10 protein-coding genes are annotated in these 20,527 nt (G+C 63.3%); 2 read left to right on the top strand and 8 right to left on the bottom strand.

Annotation, left to right across the window (positions count from 1 at the left end; translation table 11 throughout):
- Positions 1 to 13: 13 nt before the first annotated feature.
- Complete coding sequence (locus E4L98_RS04090) at positions 14 to 2,929, bottom strand: TonB-dependent receptor domain-containing protein (protein WP_135200298.1); 2,916 nt, start codon at positions 2,927 to 2,929, stop codon at positions 14 to 16.
- 272 nt (positions 2,930 to 3,201) lie between these two features.
- Positions 3,202 to 4,803 (bottom strand): DUF5605 domain-containing protein, encoded by a 1,602-nt coding sequence (locus E4L98_RS04095; protein WP_135200299.1) that lies wholly within the window; start codon positions 4,801 to 4,803, stop codon positions 3,202 to 3,204.
- Positions 4,804 to 4,949: 146 nt separating this feature from the next.
- Between E4L98_RS04095 and E4L98_RS04100 the strand changes: the two genes are divergently transcribed.
- The gene (locus tag E4L98_RS04100) at positions 4,950 to 6,140 is read left to right on the top strand and encodes a DUF1593 domain-containing protein (protein WP_229257235.1); all 1,191 of its coding nucleotides are present in this window, start codon (positions 4,950 to 4,952) and stop codon (positions 6,138 to 6,140) included.
- A gap of 82 nt (positions 6,141 to 6,222) precedes the next feature.
- Here the strand turns inward: E4L98_RS04100 and E4L98_RS04105 are convergent, their stop codons facing one another.
- Both E4L98_RS04105 and E4L98_RS04110 read right to left on the bottom strand, forming a co-directional pair.
- Positions 6,223 to 8,661, bottom strand: coding sequence for a glycoside hydrolase family 2 TIM barrel-domain containing protein (locus tag E4L98_RS04105; protein WP_205746657.1), 2,439 nt, complete (start codon positions 8,659 to 8,661; stop codon positions 6,223 to 6,225).
- Positions 8,662 to 8,967: 306 nt separating this feature from the next.
- Positions 8,968 to 11,958 carry a TonB-dependent receptor gene (locus tag E4L98_RS04110; RefSeq protein ID WP_167761271.1) on the bottom strand — a complete coding sequence of 997 codons (2,991 nt, stop codon included), beginning with the start codon at positions 11,956 to 11,958 and terminating at the stop codon, positions 8,968 to 8,970.
- Positions 11,959 to 12,195: 237 nt separating this feature from the next.
- On the opposite strand from E4L98_RS04110, the gene E4L98_RS04115 reads away from it, so the two are divergent.
- On the top strand, positions 12,196 to 13,611 hold the full coding sequence (locus tag E4L98_RS04115; protein ID WP_229257236.1) for a glycoside hydrolase family 88/105 protein: 1,416 nt from the start codon (positions 12,196 to 12,198) through the stop codon (positions 13,609 to 13,611).
- 34 nt (positions 13,612 to 13,645) lie between these two features.
- On the opposite strand, the gene E4L98_RS04120 is transcribed toward E4L98_RS04115, so the two are convergent.
- The 4 genes from E4L98_RS04120 to rhaI are packed head-to-tail and all read right to left on the bottom strand — an operon-like array spanning position 13,646 to position 20,467.
- Positions 13,646 to 14,833 carry a glycoside hydrolase family 88/105 protein gene (locus E4L98_RS04120; RefSeq protein ID WP_205746658.1) on the bottom strand — a complete coding sequence of 396 codons (1,188 nt, stop codon included), beginning with the start codon at positions 14,831 to 14,833 and terminating at the stop codon, positions 13,646 to 13,648.
- A gap of 2 nt (positions 14,834 to 14,835) precedes the next feature.
- Positions 14,836 to 16,272, bottom strand: coding sequence for a glycoside hydrolase family 28 protein (locus E4L98_RS04125; protein WP_135200302.1), 1,437 nt, complete (start codon positions 16,270 to 16,272; stop codon positions 14,836 to 14,838).
- 7 nt (positions 16,273 to 16,279) lie between these two features.
- Positions 16,280 to 19,153, bottom strand: coding sequence for a glycosyl hydrolase (locus tag E4L98_RS04130; protein ID WP_229257237.1), 2,874 nt, complete (start codon positions 19,151 to 19,153; stop codon positions 16,280 to 16,282).
- An 18-nt stretch (positions 19,154 to 19,171) separates the two neighbouring features.
- Positions 19,172 to 20,467, bottom strand: a complete 1,296-nt coding sequence (gene rhaI / locus E4L98_RS04135; protein WP_135200303.1) for an L-rhamnose catabolism isomerase — start codon at positions 20,465 to 20,467, stop codon at positions 19,172 to 19,174.
- Between the last annotated feature and the right edge of the window lie 60 nt (positions 20,468 to 20,527).

A 20,527-nucleotide genomic window follows, 5' to 3' on the forward strand; every position in this document is an offset into this window, starting at 1 on the left:
AATACTCATGGTGTCAGAACTTGTATTCCACCGACATGCGGTACACCCGGCCCATCATGTCGGCCATACTGGTGATATAGCCATTGTAGATGGTGTTGGCGGTCAACGGCGGCCATTCCTGGGTGATGTTGTTCACGCCCAGCGAAATGGTGGTGTTCTTGATCCCCAGGTAGCGCATGTTGAAGTTGAACTGACTGTACGAGTCCACCTTGGTCAGACTGGAGCCGGCACGCGGCGTCAAGTCGGTCAGGCCGGTGTTGAAGCGTTGCGACAGGGTCGCGCGCCAGTTGCCATAGCTGTAGTTGAGCGCGGCGGTGTGCTTCCAGCGCGGATTAATCTGCGGCATACCCGCCAGGCCGGCGTTGGGACCGGCGCTGCCGTAACGGCCATCGTTGGTGATGATGCCGACGTTCTGCAGCCATGGACCATCCTTCTCGCCCTGGAACTCGTACTTCTGATACCAGGTGCCGTCCAGCTTCACGTCGAAATCGCCGAAACCGGTTTTCGGGAAGCGGTAGCTGCCCGACACGTCGGCGCCGCGGATGCGGGTCTGGCCGCGGTTGGACTGGCTGGCGACGATGTGATCGATCGTGCCGTCCGCATTGCGCAGGATGAAGGCCTCATACTTGGCCGGGTTCTGCTGAATCTCGGCGATCGAGGTCGCGCCCAGCACGTCGCTGATGCGCAGGCCCCAGTAGTCCACGGTCAGGGTCAGGTCCTTCATCGGTTCCAGCGCGAAGCCGAGCGAGAAGCCACGCGACTTTTCCGGTTTCAGGAAGGAGTTGTTGGGCGACTTCGTCCAGTAGGTGGTGGTGACGTTGCACACCTGGTCGAAGGTGTAGCCCGGCTTGGGCGTGCCGGTGGCGGGCACGGTCGGCTGCGAGCTTGGGCACAGTACCGGATCGTCCATGACCTGGGTGCGCACTTCCGGCGTCGGGTTCTGGATGTCCATGATCGACGGCGCGCGGAAGCCGGTCGAAACGGAGCCGCGCAGCACCAGCGCCTGGATCGGCTGCCAGCGCGCGGCCAGCTTGGGATTGACGGTGGTCTGTTTCAGATCGTTGTAATGGTCGGCGCGCACCGCGCCGTTCAGCAGTAACTTGTCGGTCAGCGGCGCATCGACCTCCATCATCAGCGACGAGATCTTGCGCTCCAGGTCCTTGGCCACGCCCTGCGGGGTTTCGCCCACCAGGTCGGTTTGCACCACGTTTCCTGAGGCGTCAATGTTGTAGCTGCCGTTCGCCTTCTTCAGCACATAGTCGAGCGGGGTGGCACCGACGCGGGCCGAATCCTTGCGCAGCTCACCGGACACCGCCACCGTCAGATCGCCGCCGCCCAGCGGCCACAGGGCTTTCGACAGCGTGAAGTCGACGCTTTCGTTAAAGGCCTTGTTCAGACGGTAGGTGTAGTCCAGCGCCTGCGCGCTGCGCAGGTAGTCGGCGCCGGCCGCATCCTGCAGGCCGAACGGGTTCAGGATGCCCTTGTCGAAGCCTTCCTGGATTTTCGAGTACAGCACATAGCCTTCGCCGGCGCGGGTGTCGCGCTCGGAGCGGCCGTAGTTGATGCCGGCGCGGTAATCCCAGCCCAGCACCGTGCCTTCCGCCGACAGCACGATGCGGTCGTTGCTCTGCTCATCGTTGCGATAAGCCGGTCCCAGTTCGGCAGGTCCCCACTGGAAGTAAATCGTGCGGCCGTTCATATTCAGATTGCTGACCGTGCCCGGCGTCTTGCTCGGGTCGATGTACATGGTCGGCGTATTGGCGCCGGTATTGCTGCCCACCACCTGCACCGCCGGCGTGATGCCGTTACCCGGATAGAAGCGGCTGGATGCCGGCAGCGAGTAGGTGGTGAACGGGTTGGTGGTGCCGGGCACCTGCATGCCGCGGAATTTTTGCACCGTGAATTCGGAGTGCAGCACATCGAGGTCGATCTTGTGTCCCTCGCCCACGTTCCAGCTGGCGCGGCCGGCCATGGTGGTGATCTTGCTGCCGTCGCTGACGGCGTTCCAGTACAGCGGATTGCGGAAGCAGCCCGGCGCATATACGGGCGTCGCCGCCAGACTGTTGTTGCCCAGCGTCGGCGACGCATACGGCGCGCCGCAACCGGAGGCAAAGCTTGGGTTGTAGTTGGAGTTGGCCGCGCGCGTGAAGCCGAAGTTGGCGAACGGCGAAGGATTGCGCGCATCGGGCGCCAGGCCCAGGCCCAGGCCGCGCAGCACCGCCGGGTCGTGCTGGTCGGGACGGTCGCCCTGGAACAGCGCGGTCTTTTCCTGGTGGTCGGCGGCGACGTAGAAGTTCCAACCGTCCGAATTCAGATTGCCCCAGCCGGCGATCGCGCCGAAGCTCTTGGTCTGGCCGCCGCCGCTCATTTCCGGTGTCGCGTATTCGGCCTTGACCGAAGCGCCCTTGTAGTTACGCTTGGTCAGATAGTTCTGCACGCCGCCGATGGCGTCGGCGCCGTAAATCGACGCGGCGCCGCCGTTCAGGGTCTCGACGCGGTCCAGCGCCATGCGCGGGATGACGTTGACCGACACATACTGATCCTGCAGCGGCTCGTTGGCCAGGCGGCGGCCGTTCAGCAGCGTCAGGGTACGCATCGGTCCCAGGCCGCGCAGGTTGGTCACCGGACCGGCGGCGCCGGAGTTGGTGCCCAGCGACAGAGACTGCGGCTGCTCCAGCACGAAGTCTTTCAGCTCGGTGTTACCGCGCGATTCCAGCTCGGTCGACTTGGTGGTGACCAGCGGCGTCGCACCTTCGTCGGCGACGCGGCGGATCAGCGAACCGGTGACGACGATCGACACCGGCGCTTCGGCTTCAGGCGTGGCGGGGGTTTGCTGGGCGTGCGCATCGGTGGTCATTTGCATCACGGCGCTGGCCACCGCGGCGGCCAAAGCCAAACGTTTTACACGTACCTGGCGTGTAGATTTCATTGGTATCTCCTCTCTGTCGGATCGAATTGGTTCGATCACTTTTTATAATCGGTAGAACCAGATACTAAAGTGGTCGGACCACCTTAACAACAAAAACGTTTGGCCGAAACTGGGGAGAATCTGAAAATAGTCTTCAAATCAATCAGTTAGTGCAAATTCGCTGTTGCTTTTTCACCATCCGGCAGCGAAAAAACTGATCAAAATGTTGATTATTTGAGAGGGAAAGGCGGTCAGACCACCGCAAAAGCGGACTGACCGGCAGGGAGGCGTACTCACAACTCTTCTTCGAGTACCGGCGGCTTGCCGCCGGGCGCTTTTTCGACCGGCGCGCCGCCGACACGCTCGATGCGCAAGGCCATGTACGGTCTGCCCGGCAGCGTGATCGTCTTCTTGTCCTTATCCGCCACGGTGTAGCGCGTCGCATCGCCCAACTCGAAAGTACCCGGCACCGGCGTGATGCGCATGTTCCAGGTATCGATGATATCGGCCTTGAAACGCATGCCCTTCTGCAGTTCCTTGACCGGGAGGACGAAGGGCCACTCCGTGGGCTGCTCGTCGCCGAAATAGTACAAATAATATTCACCAGCCTTGCCGGCGGCATTCATGACAAACGCCTGGTCGATCGGCGTCAGCCCCCGAGATGGCCCCGCCTCCACGATCTGCCGCAAAAAGCCTATGCGCGGTGGACTGGTTCCGGCCAGATGACCGCCACCGCCGATCCAGCCATTGTCGAGAATCTCGCCATGCGTGGCATAGGCGCCGCCAGTGAGCGCGATCCAGAAGCGGCGCGTCAGTTCCTTGCCGCTGAGCTGTCCCCAGCGGCTGTCCGAATTGCCTTCGTAGTTGATTTCGTCGTGGACAATGGGCTTGCGATAGATATCGCGCAGCAGCGGCGACACGCCGAACACCTTGACCGCATTGTAGTACTGCAGGCTGACGTGGGTGACCCACGGCTTGTTGTAGTCGTAAATCCGGTCGGCATTGTGGATCGAGCGCAGATGGCCGTAGGGGTCGTACTTCTGCACGATCTGGAAGTAACGGTCGAAGTCCTCGTCGGTGAGATGGCGGATGTAGCTGTTCTCGTTGGCCATGCTCCACCAGATATTCTGGAACGCCGCGAAGCGCGCCACCAGGTGGCGCACGAAGCGCTGATTGGTCAAATCGCTGGTGGTATCGAAACCCCACTGCCCCTTGTCATAAGGGCGGAAGATGATCAGATCGACCTGCAGGCCGAGATCGCTCAGACGCTTGACGTCGCGCTCCAGGCTGTGGAAGTATGCGGGATTGAAGCGAGAAAAATCGAAGTCGGCGCGCGATGTGCCCTGATAGGGGAACTGCGTCAGCCTGTTCGCGCCTTCGACGTAATACTGCTTGTAAGGCGGCACCGCCAGCATGCGCACCTTGTTAAACGGCGCCTGCCGCAGCGTCGCCAGCGTCTCCAGTTTTTTGCTCTCGGGCTGGAAGGCCCATTCATACAGCGTGGTGCCGAAGGGGCGGAACGGTGCACCGTCGCTGTAGGCGAAATGGTAGACGTTGGCGACCCTCACCGGTCCTTTATTGGCCGAGGCGACGCTGGTCAGCGTGCCGCTTTTGCCGTTCAGGTCAGGGTGATTGCTGTGCGTGACGTAGCGCCACTGTCCCACGACGGGAGGCATGAAACGGATTTTATAGACACCATCGCCATCGTAAAAGCCTTCCGGCGTGTAGCTTTCCTTATCGTGCGTGAAGGTGGCGCTCAGCTCGAGATCGATGTCGGGATTGCCGGCCGCGTAACCTGTCAACGCGATTTCGAACATGCCGAAGTTTTCGACGCGGTCTTGCGCCGATGCGCCGATGGTGCAGGCGAGCAGCAAAAGGGAAAGTAGTTTTTTCATCTGCGTTTGAATGTCTTCGTTGGAGACTTCTTAAAAATATAACCCGGGACGGCACAATGAAGCGACGAGATTTGCTTGGCCTCAGCCTCACCCTTCCGTTCGGAAAGCATGCATTTGCCGCATCCGCCAGCGACCAACGCCCGCGCGTGATCGTATCCACCGACATCGGCGGAACCGACTTCGACGACTTCCAGTCGCTGGTGCACCTGCTGGTGTACGCCGACATGCTGGATCTGGAAGGCCTGATCGCCTCGCCATGGGGCGAAGGCCGCAACCGCAAGCGCCATCTGCTGTCCATCATCGACGCTTACGAGAACGACTATCCCAACCTGCGTACCTGGTCCGACCGCTATCCGACACCGGAACGCCTGCGCGGCATTTGCAAACAGGGTGGCTCCGACCTGGCCGGCCCCAAAGGCTGGGACCAGGCGACCGAAGGTTCGAACTGGATCATCGAATGCGCAAGGCGCGACGATGCGCGGCCGTTGTGGGTGCTGCTGTGGGGCGGCTTCGAAGACCTGGCGCAGGCGCTGCACGACGACCCCGCGATCAAGCCTCGACTGCGGGTCTACATGATAGGAGGCCCCAACAAAAAATGGTCGGTCAACGCCTACGATTATCTGGCGCGCGAGCATCCCGATCTCTGGACCATCGAGAACAACTCCACCTATCGCGGCTGGTTCAGCGGCGGCGACCAGTCGGGCGATCTGGGAAACGCGCGCTTCGTTCAAGAGCATGTAAAAGGCGTGGGCGCGCTGGGCGACTATTTCGCCGGCATCGCGCCGCAGGTGAAGATGGGCGATACGCCTTCGCTGACCTATTTGTTCGGCAAACATCCCGAGCGGCCCGATGCCGGCGGCTGGGGTGGACGATTCGTGCGCGCCTGGGATCGTCCGCGCATCACGTACACGCGGCCGCCGAGCCAGGCCGACGTGGTCGAGACGTTTGCCGTCATCGATCTGGTGTACCGGCCATCCGGCCCGGCGCCGGCGCGGGCCAACGCCGTGCTGCAGGTCGACAAGCAGGAATTCATCGGCTATCCGCATGACGACGGCGCCTGGCACTTCCTGTTCTCGCCCAAGGAGGACAAGCGCTGGAGCTACCGCATCAAGAGCAACCATCCAGGCCTGGATGGCCAGACCGGTGGTTTTACTTCCGTGATGCCGGCGCCGGAAAAGGCGCGGCAGCCCTCGTCCCGTTACCCGAACTGGTGGACGGACGATCCCGCGCCACAGTACGCCGAAGGGCAGAACCAGGGCGTCAAGACCGTCAACCAGTGGCGCGCCGACTTCCTGCGCGATTTCGCCATGCGCCTGCGGCGCGCACAAACGAGTTGAAACTGGCCGGCGTCCCGGTCGGACCCTGCCCGTCATCTGGCGCGCGCCAAGGCAGCCAGGGGGCTCTACTTCATATGGGTGCTCACGCAAGCGCCAAAGGCGGAGAGCGATCAGTCCTCAGCACTTTAACCGCGCTCGCCAGGCCGGGCGCCGACACCTTGACGTTGACGACGCCCGGCGCCATCCCCGAACGCAGGATGGCGAGGGCAAAGCCGTTGTGCAGCGTCGTGCGCTTGCCCGTGAACAGCTCATTGGTCGAGTGATCGCCATTGTCCAGCGCCAGCAGGCTGGCGTCACCGCTGACTTCCACCGTGACATCGCCGGCGGCGGTCGGCACGGGATGGCCCTGTCCATCCACCGCGCGGATCTTCAGGTATTTCAGGTCCATGCCGCCAGCCTGCCAATCGGAGGCCTCCACTTCGATGGACAGCGCCGCCGCCTTGCCCGTGGTTTGCAGCTCATGACGCGCCACTTCCCTGCCCTGCGTGCGCGCCACGGCGACGACCTGGCCACCATTGCCATAGGCGACCGACTTCCAGTAAATGATGTTTCGACGGGCGGGATCGTTGCGCGGATTCTGCTGCGTCCCAACCGTAACGCCGTTGACCAGCAATTCCACTTCATCGGCATTCGTATAGGTGAAAAGATTGAGCTGACTGCCTGAGGCGCGGTTCCAGTGCGAGGAGACGCTGACCTTACCCACCTGGACATCGTTCCACTCGAGCTGTTCACCGACGCCGTCGACCACGCCGATGCGCACCAGCGGCATGTCGCTGAACGCGCTCTTGACCAGGTAAGCCTGCGGAAACGGCTCCAGCGCATGACTGAAGTAGGAAAAGTTCCAACCCTTCTTGGGCCAGCCGTTCGATTCGCCCCAATATTCCACCGCGCCCCAGTAGGCCAGGCCAACCATCTTGTCCTTGTCCATGCCGAAGTAAGCTCCGGTCAGGGTTGAAGTGGCGGCTTCGCTCTGGTAGATGATCAGGTGCGGCGCATATTGCAGGTATGCCTGGTAGGCCGGGAACTGGTAGTTGAAGCTGGCGACCTCCGTCACCAGAGACAACTCGGGTGGAATCAGTTTGGTGTTGAATTCCGGTGTGCCGCGCACGCCGCCATTGGCGCGCGAGGGGAACATGGCCACCGTGGTCTTGCGCGTGGCGTCGTAGCGCTTCACCAGCGTATCCAGCAGCTTGTAGGTGGTGACGCCCCAGTCGCCGGTCGGAAAGCCGGCGTAGTCTTCGCGCATCTGCAGCTCATTCCCCAAACTCCACATGATCACGGAAGGATGATTGCGGTCACGCTTGATCCACTCGGGGATCATCCTGTACCACAGCTGCGAGAACGGTTTCTGGCCCGGCCAGTATTCACGCTCGCTCCACTTGTCCGTCAGCTCGTCCACTACCAGGATGCCGTGCTTGTCGGCCAGCCGCATGAAGGACTTCGAATACGGATTGTGCGAAGTCCGCACGTGATTGAAGCCGAAGGCTTTCAATTGCAGGAACAGACGCTCGATGGCGCGCTCATATACCGCGGCACCCAGCGCCCCGAGGTCGTGGTGGTTGGCGATCCCTTGCAGGAAGACTTTTCGACCGTTTAATTTGAAGCCGCTCTCACGGCTGAATTCCACCGTACGGATGCCAAACTGCTCGCTGACGCGGTCCACCAGTTTGCCGTCCTTGAGCAGCGAAATGTCAGCCGTGTACAGGTGCGGCGTTTCGCACGACCACAGCTTGGGTGCCTTGATGCCGATGGCCGGCAGTGCCGCTTCCACCGTCGCCAGCCGGATGCCCTGCGGCGCCCGCGTGCGGGTCTCGGCCAGCCTGGCACCATCTGGACCGTAAATGACGGTCAACAGGGTCACATCCAAACTTTGATTGGAGATGCCGTCCAACTCCACCTGTACCGCCACCTCGGCGCGCTGCTCGGACACTTGCGGCGTCCTGATGAAGACACCATTGCGCGCGATGGCCACCGTCTCCTTCACCACCAGATACACATCGCGGAACAAGCCACCGCCCGTGTACCAGCGCTGCTGCCAGGTCTTGCCAGTCGAGGCGCGCACGGCGACCACATTGTCGCCGCCGTAGTTGAGGATCTTGCTGACATCGGCCTCGGCGCCCAGGTAGCCGTAATCGATATCGACGACCTTTTGTCCGTTCAGCCAGACTTCGCCGAACAGCATCAATCCTTCAAAGTCGAGCAGCACTTTCCTGCCCTGCCACGCCGCATCGGCCTTGAAGTGCTTGCGATACCAGCCCACACCCATCGCCTTGAAGCCGCGCGCCTCACCGGCCGATTTGTCCCATGGCTGCTCGATCTGAAAGTCGTGCGGCAGGTCGAGCGCGCGCCAGGCGCTGTCGTCGAACGCGGCGGCGCTGGCGTCGGGCACGTCGCCCAGATAAAACTTCCAGCCGAAATTGAACAGGTAGTTCAGGCGGCCAGCCGCCGTCGCCGCCTGCGTCTGCGTCTGTGCCAGCGCTGGCATACCGAGGCCGGCCCACAGCAGGGCCGACCGCTGCAAGAAATGTCGTCGTGTGGTGTTGTACAAGCGAGTCCCTCCAGAATGTCTACGGCAGTATGAAGCGGCCGCCGGCGTTTTCCTACGGCGCGGGGCAATCAATCAGAGAATTGAACAGAATTTTCCGCATCGACCTGGGCTGGCAACGATGCCACGCCCAAACGGCTGCGGATCGTCGAAGTCGATCTGGCGCTGCTGCTTGGCGACGGCGCTGCGGGCGCACGGGCGTGTTCAAGCATGCGCAAACAGGGGACAGACCACGATTTTGCAATATTCTAAAATCGTGGTCTGTCCCCATGGTTACCATGGTCAGAACTTGTAGTTCAGGCCAACGACGAATGACCGGCCCGAATGCACGTACAACAGCGTGTCGTTACGCTGGTTGTCGCGGCCATAGCGCAACGGCGTATCGGTCAGGTTCTGCCCTTCCAGGCTGACCCGCAGGTTCGGTGTCAGGTTGTAGGAGATGCTCATGTCGACGTTGGTCGAGCCGTCCACCGTGGTGTAGTCCGCGCCAGTCACGTCACCCAGCACCGACAGGATGTAGGCCGAGCGATACGCCGCCGAGACGCGCGCGCTGAATTTCTGGTCCTCGTAATACAAGGTCAGGTTGTGCGTGTTCGGCGACAGGCCGGTGAAGTTGGCCACCTGGGTCAGTTGCTCGTTGGCCGGCGTGGTCGGATTGTCTACCCGCGTGATGTAGGTGATGCGCGACTTGACGTGGGTCGCATTGGCCAGCAGACCGAAATTGCTCCAGAAGCCGGGCAGGAAGCTGAATGGCGCCTGCAGGTTGAACTCCATGCCGTTCAGCGGGCCACCCGGCGTGTTGACCTTGCGGCTGACCACCACTTCGGAACTCGGTAAGGTCGGGCAAGCCGGCGTGGCGCCGGTGATCGAGCAGCCGTTGAACACCAGCAGGTCGTTCGGCAGTCCCAGCGAGGAATACACCGCGCGCTCGTTCACCGTCTGGATGAAGGTGCCGATGTCCTTGTGGAAGTAGCCCAGCGAGACCATGGCGTTCTTGGCGTAGTACCACTCGGCCTGCAGGTCGTAGGTCTTGGCACGGATCGGGTCGAGGTTCGGGTTGCCGATGGTGACCGCCTGCGAGGTGGTCGATACCGATGCCGACGGCGCCAGGTCGACGTACTCTGGACGCGACAGGGTTTTACCGGCCGAGAAGCGCAGGAACACGTCTTTCGGCAGCTGCGCGGTCAGGTTCAGCGCCGGCAGCCAGTCACGGTATTTCTTCACGCCGGTATTCGGCTGCATCTGCCCGTTGACGTTGATCAGCGCCGTCGAGGTGGCCGTGGTGTCGGCGCCGCGCACACCAAGGTTGCCGCGCCAGGTGATGCCCAGCAGGTCGTAATTGAAGTCCACCATGCCGTAGGCGGCATCGATCTTCTCTTCCACCTGGCGGTTATTCTGCGTCAGCAGGTTGTACTGCGATCCCGACACCGCCGAGCAATGGCATTCGATGTCGTACACCTGGCGGAATTTATCCAGGTCGATCGCGGCCCAGGAACTCGGAACGCCACTGCCGCCCAGGCCACTGCCAAAGCCGGTCAGCTGCCTGGTGATACTGGACATGGTGACGCCAGCCGGCAGCGTCAGGCCGTTGCCGCCGGAGGCCAGTTCGATATTACTCCAGGTGTTTTTGCGCTTGGACAGGCCGAAACGGGTGGTCAGGTTGTCGTTGATTTCCCACGACAGGTTGACGGCGGTGGTCTGCAGCTTGTTCGTGGTGTCCAGATAGCGGCCGACGAACTGGCCATGCACGGTGCCGTCGGCATCCTGCGGCGCGAAGCTGAAGTTGTTCGGATTGGTGATGTCCATGCCGAAGTTCAGCGTCGGCACGTTGCGGTTGTTGCGGAAGTCCCAGGAGAAGCCGTTGACGTTGGGCGCATCCAGCTGTACCGTGGCGCGCATCGGCTCATTCAGGTTGGAGTTCGAGCTGCCGGCCATGAAGTCCATCTTGACCGTGTCGCTGAACTTGTGACTGCCCGACACCACGTGCTGCCGGAACTTGGTGGTGTAGACGTCCACCAGACCCTCGGTCCGCACATCGACACCATCGAATTTGCCGTAGTCCCAGCTGCCGTTCTGGTCGAAGTGTGCGTCCAGGATGGAAGTCTGCGGCTTGCCGTTGGCGGCACCCAGCGTGCGGCCGAAGGAAATTGCTTCGATGTAGTTGTCGTAACGGGTGTTGGCGAACTTGCCGTACAAAAGATCGAGGTTGATCTCGGTATCGGCATTCGGGCGCCATTGGTAGGAGTTGGTGATGCCGGTACGCTCGTAGTCCGTCTGCGAACGGCGGTAACGCGGGATACGCGGCGCGAAGGCGCCCGAACCCGCGGCAGGATTGGCCACCGTGCCGCCGTAGTTATCGAGGCGGCTCATCACGTCGTTATAGGCCGCCGGCACCGAGGTGCGCGGCTGGCCGAAGCCGCAATTGGCGGCAGTGATGCCTTTCGATGGCGTGTTGACCGGGTTCTGCACCGCCGCGCCCAGCGGCGAGCAAAAGCCGCCGTCGGCGCTGGCGCTCAGCAGTTCCACCGCCTCGTAGCCTTCCTCGGTGGCGCGGCGCTTGGACCAGGCGCCGGAGATCAGTGCGCCGACCTTGCCGTATGGGGTGTCCCAGCGGTCGGACAACAGCGCGGTCACGCGCGGCTGGGTCTTGTCGGTCAGGTCGTTATGGAACTCCTGGCCGCCGATACTGACGGTGCGGCCCTTGAAGTCGAACGGACGCGCGGTGCGCAGGTCGACGGTGGCGCCCAGCGAGCCCTCCTCGACCGCCGCTTCCGAGGTCTTGCGCACTTCCAGGCTGTTGAACAGTTCAGACGCGAACACGGAAAAATCGAAACCGCGCCCTCGGTTGGTGCTGCCGTTGATGTCCGAGGCGCCGGTGGCGGCCACGCCTTCGATGCCGTTGATGCGCACGCGGGTGAAGCCGGCGTTCAGGCCGCGCACGGTAATCTGCTTGCCCTCGCCGCCGTCGCCGCGCGCCAGCGCCACACCGGGCACGCGCTGCAGCGATTCGGCCAGGTTAGCATCGGGGAACTTGGCGATATCCTCGGCCTTGATGACGTCGACGATGCCGTCGGAGTTCTTCTTGGTGTTCAGCGCGCTGTTCAAGCTGGCGCGGAAACCGGTGACCACCACCACGGTGTCGTTGTTCGGGTCCACCGGCGGCGTGGCGACGGGAGCGGCTTCCTGCGCCTGCGCCTGCGCGGCGGCCAGCATGGCGATGACGGCGATGTGGATCAGGGTCGGTTGAAAGGCTGGTCTTTTCTTTGTACTCATTTTCTGACTGTCTCCTGTTGTAGGTCTTGACTGCGACATCATCGTCGTCCACACACGCGATCACTGCAATGGGGTGTCCCCTTGATTCGCGCAAATACTCAAGTTATTGATTGAGGAAATGCACAACTTCAATCAACTGCGCGACTATTACGCGCTCGTGGCGCTCACCGCATTGCGAGGTGCGCGCGGATCCGCTAGTGTGATGGAGCGAATAACTAAAATTGGAGACGCCGCTCAGTGAAGCTCAATCAATTCAAGATGCAGGCATGCAGTCTGCTGACCAGCGCCATGTTCACCGGCCTCGCCATGGCGCAGGAAGCGCCTCCGGTGCAGGAAAAAGGCCCGGCGCCGGCCGACGCCATGCTGCATGCGCAAGCGGTGCACTATCCGAATCCCTACCGGGTGATGGAGAGCGGCGAAGTCAAGGCGGTGCTGGACCGCGTGCTGTCCTACCTGGACGCCGTCACACCGGCGGAACTGATCAACAAGAACACGCACGCCGTCATGGCCATGCCGGCCAAGGCCGATCCGGAGGCGGTACTCAAGCCCGGCGACTTCCGCCTCACCAGCTACGAATGGGGCGTCACCTACGCCGGCATGCTGGCCGCCGGCGCCGCCACCGGCGACCATCGCTACACCGATTACACCGTCAAGCGCCATCAGCTGCTGTCCGACCTGGCACGCGTCTACGCGCCGGCGGTGCAGGCCGACAAGCAAAACGCGCAGGCGCCGATCAAGGGGCTGCTCAATCCGCACGCCCTGGACGATGCCGGCGCCCTGTGCATGAGCTTCCTGCAGGCGAAGAACGCCGGCATCAAGGTCGATTACGGTCAGCTGGTGGGCATCTGCGGCGCCTTCGTCACCGAGAAGGAATATCGCCTCAAGGATGGCACGCTGGCGCGCGGCGGCCCCGATGCCGAAGGCAGGATCCGACAGCGGCCGTTGGCCGATACGCTGTGGCTGGACGATATGTTCATGGGCATACCGACCATCGCGCTGATGGGCAAGGCCACCGGCAACAGCAAATACTACGACGACGCGGCACGCCAGGTGCTGCAGTTCTCGAGGCGCATGTTCAATCCGCAGCTGGGCATCTACATGCACGGTTACGTGGAAGGCATGCGCGATCATCCCGAGATGCACTGGGCGCGCGCCAACGGCTGGGCGTTGATGGCGATGGTGGAACTGCTGGAGGTGCTGCCGAAGAATCACAAGGACTACAAGGCGGTCGAGGCGCAACTGCGCGCGCATGCCAACGGCCTGGCGAAGTTCCAGGACAAGGATGGCCTGTGGCACCAGCTGATCGACCGGCCCGATTCGTATCTGGAGACGTCGGCTTCGGCGATCTACACCTACGCAATCGCACGCGCCGTCAATCGCGGTTATCTGGACAAGGAGATGTTCGGACCGATGGCGAACCTGGCTTGGAACGCGGTGGCGGCCAAGGTGAACGCGAAGGGCGAGGTGGAAGGCGTGTGCGTGGGCACGGGCATGGCATTCGATCCGGCGTTCTACTACTATCGCCCGGTCAGCACCCGCGCCGCCCACGGCTACGGTCCCGTGCTGCTGGCCGGAGCCGAGATCATCGCGATGAACAGGAAGTACAAGTTCGGCCTGAACGACAGCGGCTTGATGTACCAGGGGCCGCGCTAGACGTAAGGGAGGCCGCGCGGCCTCCACTCTTTACTTATTTCGCCATCTTCTTCAACTCGGCCGCCGCCAGCAGGAAGCCGCCGACGCCGTAGTTATAGCTGGACGAAGGCAGGTAAAATGCCGGCTCCGCGCCGGTCTGCTGTATCCCGCCCAGGCGGCCGTCCGCATACACATTCTTCAGCAAGCCCGCCCATGCACGCTCGATCACCGGGCGATAGGTCTTCGCATCCAGATAGCCATGGTTGACGCCATACGCCATGCCGAACACGAACAGCGAAGCGCCGGAGGTCTCCGGCAGCGGATAGGTCGCCGGGTCCAGCAACCCGGCGTGCCACTGTCCGTCCGGCCCCTGTATCTGCGCGATCTTTGCGGCCATCTGCTGCAGCTGCTGGATGTAGAACGGCCGCTGCGGATCGTCGGCCGGTATGTAGTCCAGCGTGCGCGCCAGGCCGCCCATCACCCAGCCCTCGCCACGCGACCAGAAGATCTTCTTGCCGTTGGCCTCGCGCTTGCTCTTGTAGCTGGCATCGCGTGCGTACAGATGCTCCTCCTGATCGTACAGCAGATCGTAGGTCACGCGCCATTGCGTGTGCACGTAGTCGAGGTATTTGCGCTCGCCGGTGGCCTTGTACATCTTGGCCCACACCGGCGGCGCCATGAACAGCGCGTCGCACCACCACCATGGCTGGCGCTCGTCGCCGGGACGCAGTGTCTTCAGGTTGATCAGGCTGTCCAGCTCCGTCCTGGTCGCGGCGATGCGCTCGGGCGACGGCTGCTGGAAGTACAGCTCCAGGTAAGTCTGCGCCACGGCGATATCGTCCGCATTCGGATATGGCGTGCGCAGCTTCCACTCGAACTGATTGGCCATGGCCAGCATGGCGTCGCGGTATTTGGGATCGCCGCTCGATTCCGAGGCGGCCATGAAGCCGGCAAACAGCACCGCCGATGTCCAGATCTTGTCCAGATGGCGCATGGTGCGCGGCAGCTGCCAGTCCGCCACCTTGCGCATGGCCTTGTCGATGGCGGCCGGCGTCAGCGCAGGCGACAGATCTGTAGCCAGAGGACCGGCGTCGGCCGGCGCGTCGCCGAAAAAGCGGCTGGTATCCTTGTCGATGATGGCCTGCATGGCCGGCGTCGGCAGCGGGTAGTTCGCTTGCTGCGCCAGCGTCATGCTGCTGACCAGGCCCAGGGTGACCAGTAAGGCGATTTTCTTCAGTCTCATATTCAGCTCTTGTCCTGTTGTTCAAAACTCTTTTTGGATGGGTCTTCCTTCTGCGCGCGCGGGCCGACCTTGACTGATGCCGCCGGCAAGCCTTGTACGCCTGTGTCGTTTTCCAGCGCCACGGGCACGCCCAGTTTCAGCTGCGCTTTGGAGAAGGTCCAGTCTTTGGCGTCGTAGATATGGCCTCCCTTGGCGGCCTCGATGTCCAGGCCTTCCAGCGCGAAGCGGGTCAGCGGCGCCTCCGGGAAGCCGTCCACCTCGAATGCAGTGGCGGCGCCGCGCGCGTGGATGTTCCAGATACGGACGTCGTGGAAATGGGCGATGCCCTTTTCGCGCGGCACCGGCGTGGCCAGCACTTTCCAGTACGGCGGATAGTCCTTGATGTCGTCCGGGATTTTGGCGTAGCTGTAGCTCGGATTCCAGTTCATGGTGATGCGCAGGACCACCGGCGTGTCTATCATCCTGAAGTCGTGCAGGCGCAGGTTCTCGCCGAAGCCGCCGCGCGTGTGGGCTGACTTGAACAAAATCCCCACCGGCACGCCCTTCAGCGTGGTGATGTTGTAGGCTTCGATATTGCGAAAGCCGCCCGACGTCTCGCTGCCGAAGGTCACGCCCGCCGCGCCGGAACGCACGATGGAATCGCGTATCACCACGTCCTCTGTGCTGCGCCCCACGCGCTGTCCGTCGGAGTCGCGGCCGGCTTTCAGACACAAGGCGTCGTCGTTGACGTCGATGTCGGCATGCTGCACCAATACCTTTCTGGATGAGTCGATGTCGATGCCATCGGTCGATGGTCCCAGTCCGCCCTCGTTGTTGCGTATCACCACACCATCCACGGTGACGTCGCTGGAATAGCAGATGTGCAGGGTCCAGAAGCCGGAGCGGCGCAACTGCAGGCCGCCGCCGACCTTGATCTCCTTCGAATTGAACACCTGGATCAGGCGCGGGCGCTGGGCATCGTAGTCGGAGGCCCAGCGCAGGCCGCGCGGCTCGTAGGTTTTGCGCAGGCTCCAGTAACTGTCCCAGAACACCTTGCCGTCGCCATCGATGACGCCCTCGCCCACGATCGCCGCCTTGTTCTGCTCATAGACGTTGACCAGGGCTGCCGGCCAGCGCATCTCGATGCCGGCTATGCGGGTCGGCATCACCGGATAATCCTGCAGCCGCCGCGAGCCCAGGATGGTCACGCCCTTGTCGATCCTGAGCGTGACGCCGCTCTTGACGAAGATGGAGCCGCTCAGATAAGTGCCCGCTTTAAACACCACCGTGCCGCCATCCCTGGCGGCGGCGTCGATGGTCTTCTGGATCGCGGCCGTGTCCAGCGTGGCTCCATCGCCTTTTGCGCCGAACTGCGTCGCTTCATAATCCCTGGCGGATGCGGCGCCGCCCAGCATCAACAGCATCAGCGCGGCAAAGCGCAGCCATATACCCGGTTTCATCGCCACCTCATGGATTGGTTACGGACAGCAGGCGCACCGTGCCCAGCATGCCCGATGGGCGCGGGGTGATCAGGTGCGTGTCCTGCGGGACGAAGCGCTGGCCATAGCGTGCCGACAGCAGCCGGTAATCGGGCCGCTCCTGGCCCGCCATCAGGTTGATCGACAGGTTGGCCACTTGCACCTCGATGCGGTTGGCGCCGGGTTTCAGCAAGGCGCCGACATCAAGCTGGTAAGGTGGATGCCAGATCGCGCCGGCGCGCTGGCCATTGACATAGACCACGGCCGCTTCGCGAATCGGACTGTCCAGCATGGCGCGCATCCCGGACGGCACCGTGGGGGTGGACTCCAGCGGCGTACCGATGCCGAAGTCCAGCTTGATACGGCCGCCTTTCAACTGGGCGGCGTCCAGCGCAACGTCCTTGCGGTAGACACCGATGCCCGAGTAATAGCGCGTGGCCGCGTCGTCGGCCCAGGAACCCAGTTTGGCCAGACCACGCGGCTGCTCCAGCGCGCCGCCGGCGCCAGGGAAGCTCAGTTGCCAGTCGTTGCTCAGGTCAGCCAGCGTGACGATCGTGGGTGCGGCCGTCGGCGAGGTGCCAGTCGCCTTGACGCTGTCCGACAGCACCAGCACGCGCGATTCGTACGGCGCCAGCACCAATCCCATCGACGGCACAACCTGGGCTGGCGTCACCGATCCATCATGCGGGTTCCACCAGGCGGCGTTGGCGCGTCTGGCGGCCACGGTGGCCGTGGTGCGGATTTCGCGGTTGCTGGTGTTGGCGATGAAGTAGATGTCGCCGTCGGCCAGCTTGCGGCGGATGAAGCCCAGGCCGGCCGCTTGCGACGCCGCGCGGAAGTCAGGCGCCACCGCCTTGCCGATTGCCGCGCCCAGCGCCACGTCGTCCGCCACCAGCTGCACGCCGGGCATGCTAAACAGCTGTTCGCTCAGTTTGCGTACCTTGGCGGTGACGGCGGCAGCGTCCGCGTAACCCGGCGCCAGCGACGGTTTGCTGCCCACTGCAATCAGCTTGCCCCCTGCGCTCACATGCCTGATCAGCCTTTCCAGCGTATCCGGGGCCATGCGCGTGGTGTGCGGCAGCACGATCAGCGGATAATGCTTGCCGCTGTCGCGCAGCGCCTCGGCATCGAGGAAATCGACGTTGTGGCCGGCGTCCAGGATCTGTTCCATCAGGACCGGGGTGACGAAGTGGGGCATCTCCGCCGACAGCGAGACTTTGGCCGGTCTGGTTTCGGCGTAGGCGTCATCGTTGGGCAGCAGCAGCGCAACGTCGTTGGCCGGCTCGCCCTGACGCAGCAGATAGCTGGTGCGCGCCAGGTAGGAGGTCACGTCCGGCATCACGTTCCACCAGGGCTGGTGGTTGTTGAACACGGCCGCCGCATAGAAAGCATAGCCGGGTTCCTGCACGCCGGGCGGGGTGTAAGGCCAGCCGTGGCCGATGAACAGATTCACGCCCTGCAGCAGCATGCGGTCGGCTTCCACCTTCATGTCCAGCGGCGTGGCGCTGAAGGCCGGGGAATTCAGCCAGGTCCAGGTCTCGGCCGAGATCACGTTGCGACCGTACAGGTGGCCGGCCGAGGTGGCGAGCCGGGTGAAGGAGAACTGGCGAAATTGCGGTCCCTCGCCTTCCGGCAGCGCCACCAGACGGTTGCTGGACAGGGACACGGCCGGCTCGCCGTAAGTCTGCGAGCGAAAACGCGTGTGATGTTTTCTGGCCCAGTCATCGACCGGCGTCAGATAGCGCTCGTTGACCAGTTCCGTCTGCGTCAGCGCCCAGTCGCGCCGCAGCGCGCCGGCGTCCTGGCCTTGGCCGCCGTAGACCACCGGCAGGTGCGGTTTCAGATCGTAGCCGCGGCGGCGCTGGAATTCGGCCAGGAAGTCGTCGGTCCAGTCGGTACCATACACCTCAAGGCTGTCCGAGAACACGGCATAAGGTGGTTGGTCGCCGAAGGCGCGCAGCAGCGGTTCCGCCACCTGATCCAGATGATGGTCGATGGCGCTGCGGCTCAGGTGATCGAGCACGAAGCCTTCGGCGCCCAGGGCGGCGCGCTTGACTTGCTGGGCGGTGCGGCTGGCGATGTAGAACACCGCCACGCGTGCGCCATCGGCCGGCGCGAACTGCGCGCGGCCATTGGCTTGGGCGGGTGCGGCCAGTTTAAGGGCGGTGGCGTCGAATTTCCTGGCGTCGCCGCTGCCGACGAAGATCGCCACCAGACGTTCGCCGCTGCCGATCGACGGCAGCGCCACCGAGTCGGCGCCGGCAGGCAAATCGACCGGTGCGACGCGCATGCGCGATGCGGCCTCCGTCACCGGCACGTGCGGGCCGCCATAGGGCCAGCCGCTGGCCAGCGTCATGTCGACGCGCAGCTTGTGCTCATGCGCTTTCTGGTTGACGAAGCTGACGGCGTCCAGGAATTCCGGCGACAGATACGGCAGGTTGCGGATGCCGCGCGACGGATCGTCCAGCTCCATCGGATAGACCGGCTGGATCTCGAATCCGCCGAAGCCGCCCTGCTTCATGGCCAGCATCTCGCGTTCCAGCTGCGGCTTGACCACGGCCGGACCGAACCACCACCAGCGCACCATCGGGCGGGCATCGTCCGGCGGCGCGGCCAGATGGCGCTGCACCTCGGCGACAGTCGAGAAATGGGTAACGCCGTCGGCTGCATTGCCATCGGCGGCGCCCGCCACAGCGGCAGCGGCCAGCGCGCGACCCGGCGCGACGCCTTCGATGCTGGCCGCAGTGCCTGGCGGCGCCGCATCGGCCGCCGGCATGGCCCGGCCGTGCGCTGCGGCAGTCAGGCAAGTGGTGAAGATCAGCAGGCGGCAAGCCGCCCGCCCACGCGGGGTATGCTGGTTCATGAGCGTGACCACCGGCGCTTAGACGATGCCGCTGCTGCTGGCGCCCGCCCTGGCAGGACGCGCGACTGCCGCCTGCTCGCGATAGCCGGCCGCACGATAAGCGCCGACCGGATCGATCGCGCCGCCCGAGCGCTGGCGCGCCATCGCCAGAATCGGGCTGACGTCGGTGCGGAAAGCCTGCTTCAGCGTCTGCGCCGCCTGCAGCACGTCATTGGCTTCCTGATGACCGCGCAGCGCCGCGCGGTCCACCAGCGCCGCCTGGACATAAGCACGCTGCACTTCCACCGCGCTGCTCATCAGGCTCTCGATCGGGTCGGTGACGTTGTGCGACTGATCCAGCATATTCGCGGTCTTGAACGAAGCGCCCTCGCGCTGCGCTGCGTCGGCCAGCTCGTTAAACACCAGGAACAGCTGGAACGGATTGATCGAGCCGGAATCCAGATCGTCGTCGCCGTACTTGCTGTCGTTGAAGTGGAAACCACCCAGCTTGCCGAACTGCGCCAGCCGCGCGACGATCATCTCAATGTTGGTGTTCGGCGCATGGTGGCCGAGATCGACCAGGCACTTGGCCTTCGGCCCAAGTTGCTGGGCGCAGGCGAAGCTGGTACCCCAGTCGGCGATGGTGGTCGCGTAGAAGGCCGGCTCGAACAGCTTGTGTTCGATGAAGACCTGCCAGTCGTCGGGCAGCGCCGCGTAAATGGAGCGCATGCTGTCCAGGTAGCGTTCGAGCGACCCCCGAAGATTGTGCTGGCCGGGGAAATTGGCGCCGTCGCCGATCCACACCGTCAGCGCTTTCGAACCCAGCGCACGTCCCAGCTCGATGCAATCGATATTGTGCTGCACGGCCTGCGCACGGGTGGCGGCGCTTTGCGCGGTCAGGCTGCCGTATTTGTAGCTGTGCTCCTGGCCCTGCTGGTCCTGGAACGTATTCGAGTTGACCGCGTCGAAGTACAGACCATGGCTTTCGGCCTGTTCCCGCAGTGCTTTGGGATCATCGGTTCGGTCCCACGGGAAGTGCAGCGAAATGCCCGGCGTAGCCCGGGTCAGTTGGTGGATCACGGCGCAGTCATCGAGTTTTTCGAAGACGTTGCGTGGCTCGCCCTTGCCGGGGAAGCGGGCAAACCGCGTGCCGCCGGTGCCGGCGCCCCAGCTGGGCAGGGCCACGGCGAATTGCTGGGCGTGGACGGTCAGGGTTTCGATATCGACGCCGCGACGCGACAGCACGCCGGCCAGGGCGTCGTAATCGGCGTGCAGATTGGCCTGCAACTGGCCGTTGTGTCTGGCGACCAGATTTTGGTCGATGATGGTGCTCATGATGTCTCCTTCATATTGTTATCGCCCCTTTCGGGAGCTGCCGGCAAATTCCTGAGCGGC

The sequence above is a fragment of the Duganella callida genome (assembly GCF_004614165.1).
Lineage (GTDB): Bacteria > Pseudomonadota > Gammaproteobacteria > Burkholderiales > Burkholderiaceae_D > Rugamonas > Rugamonas callida.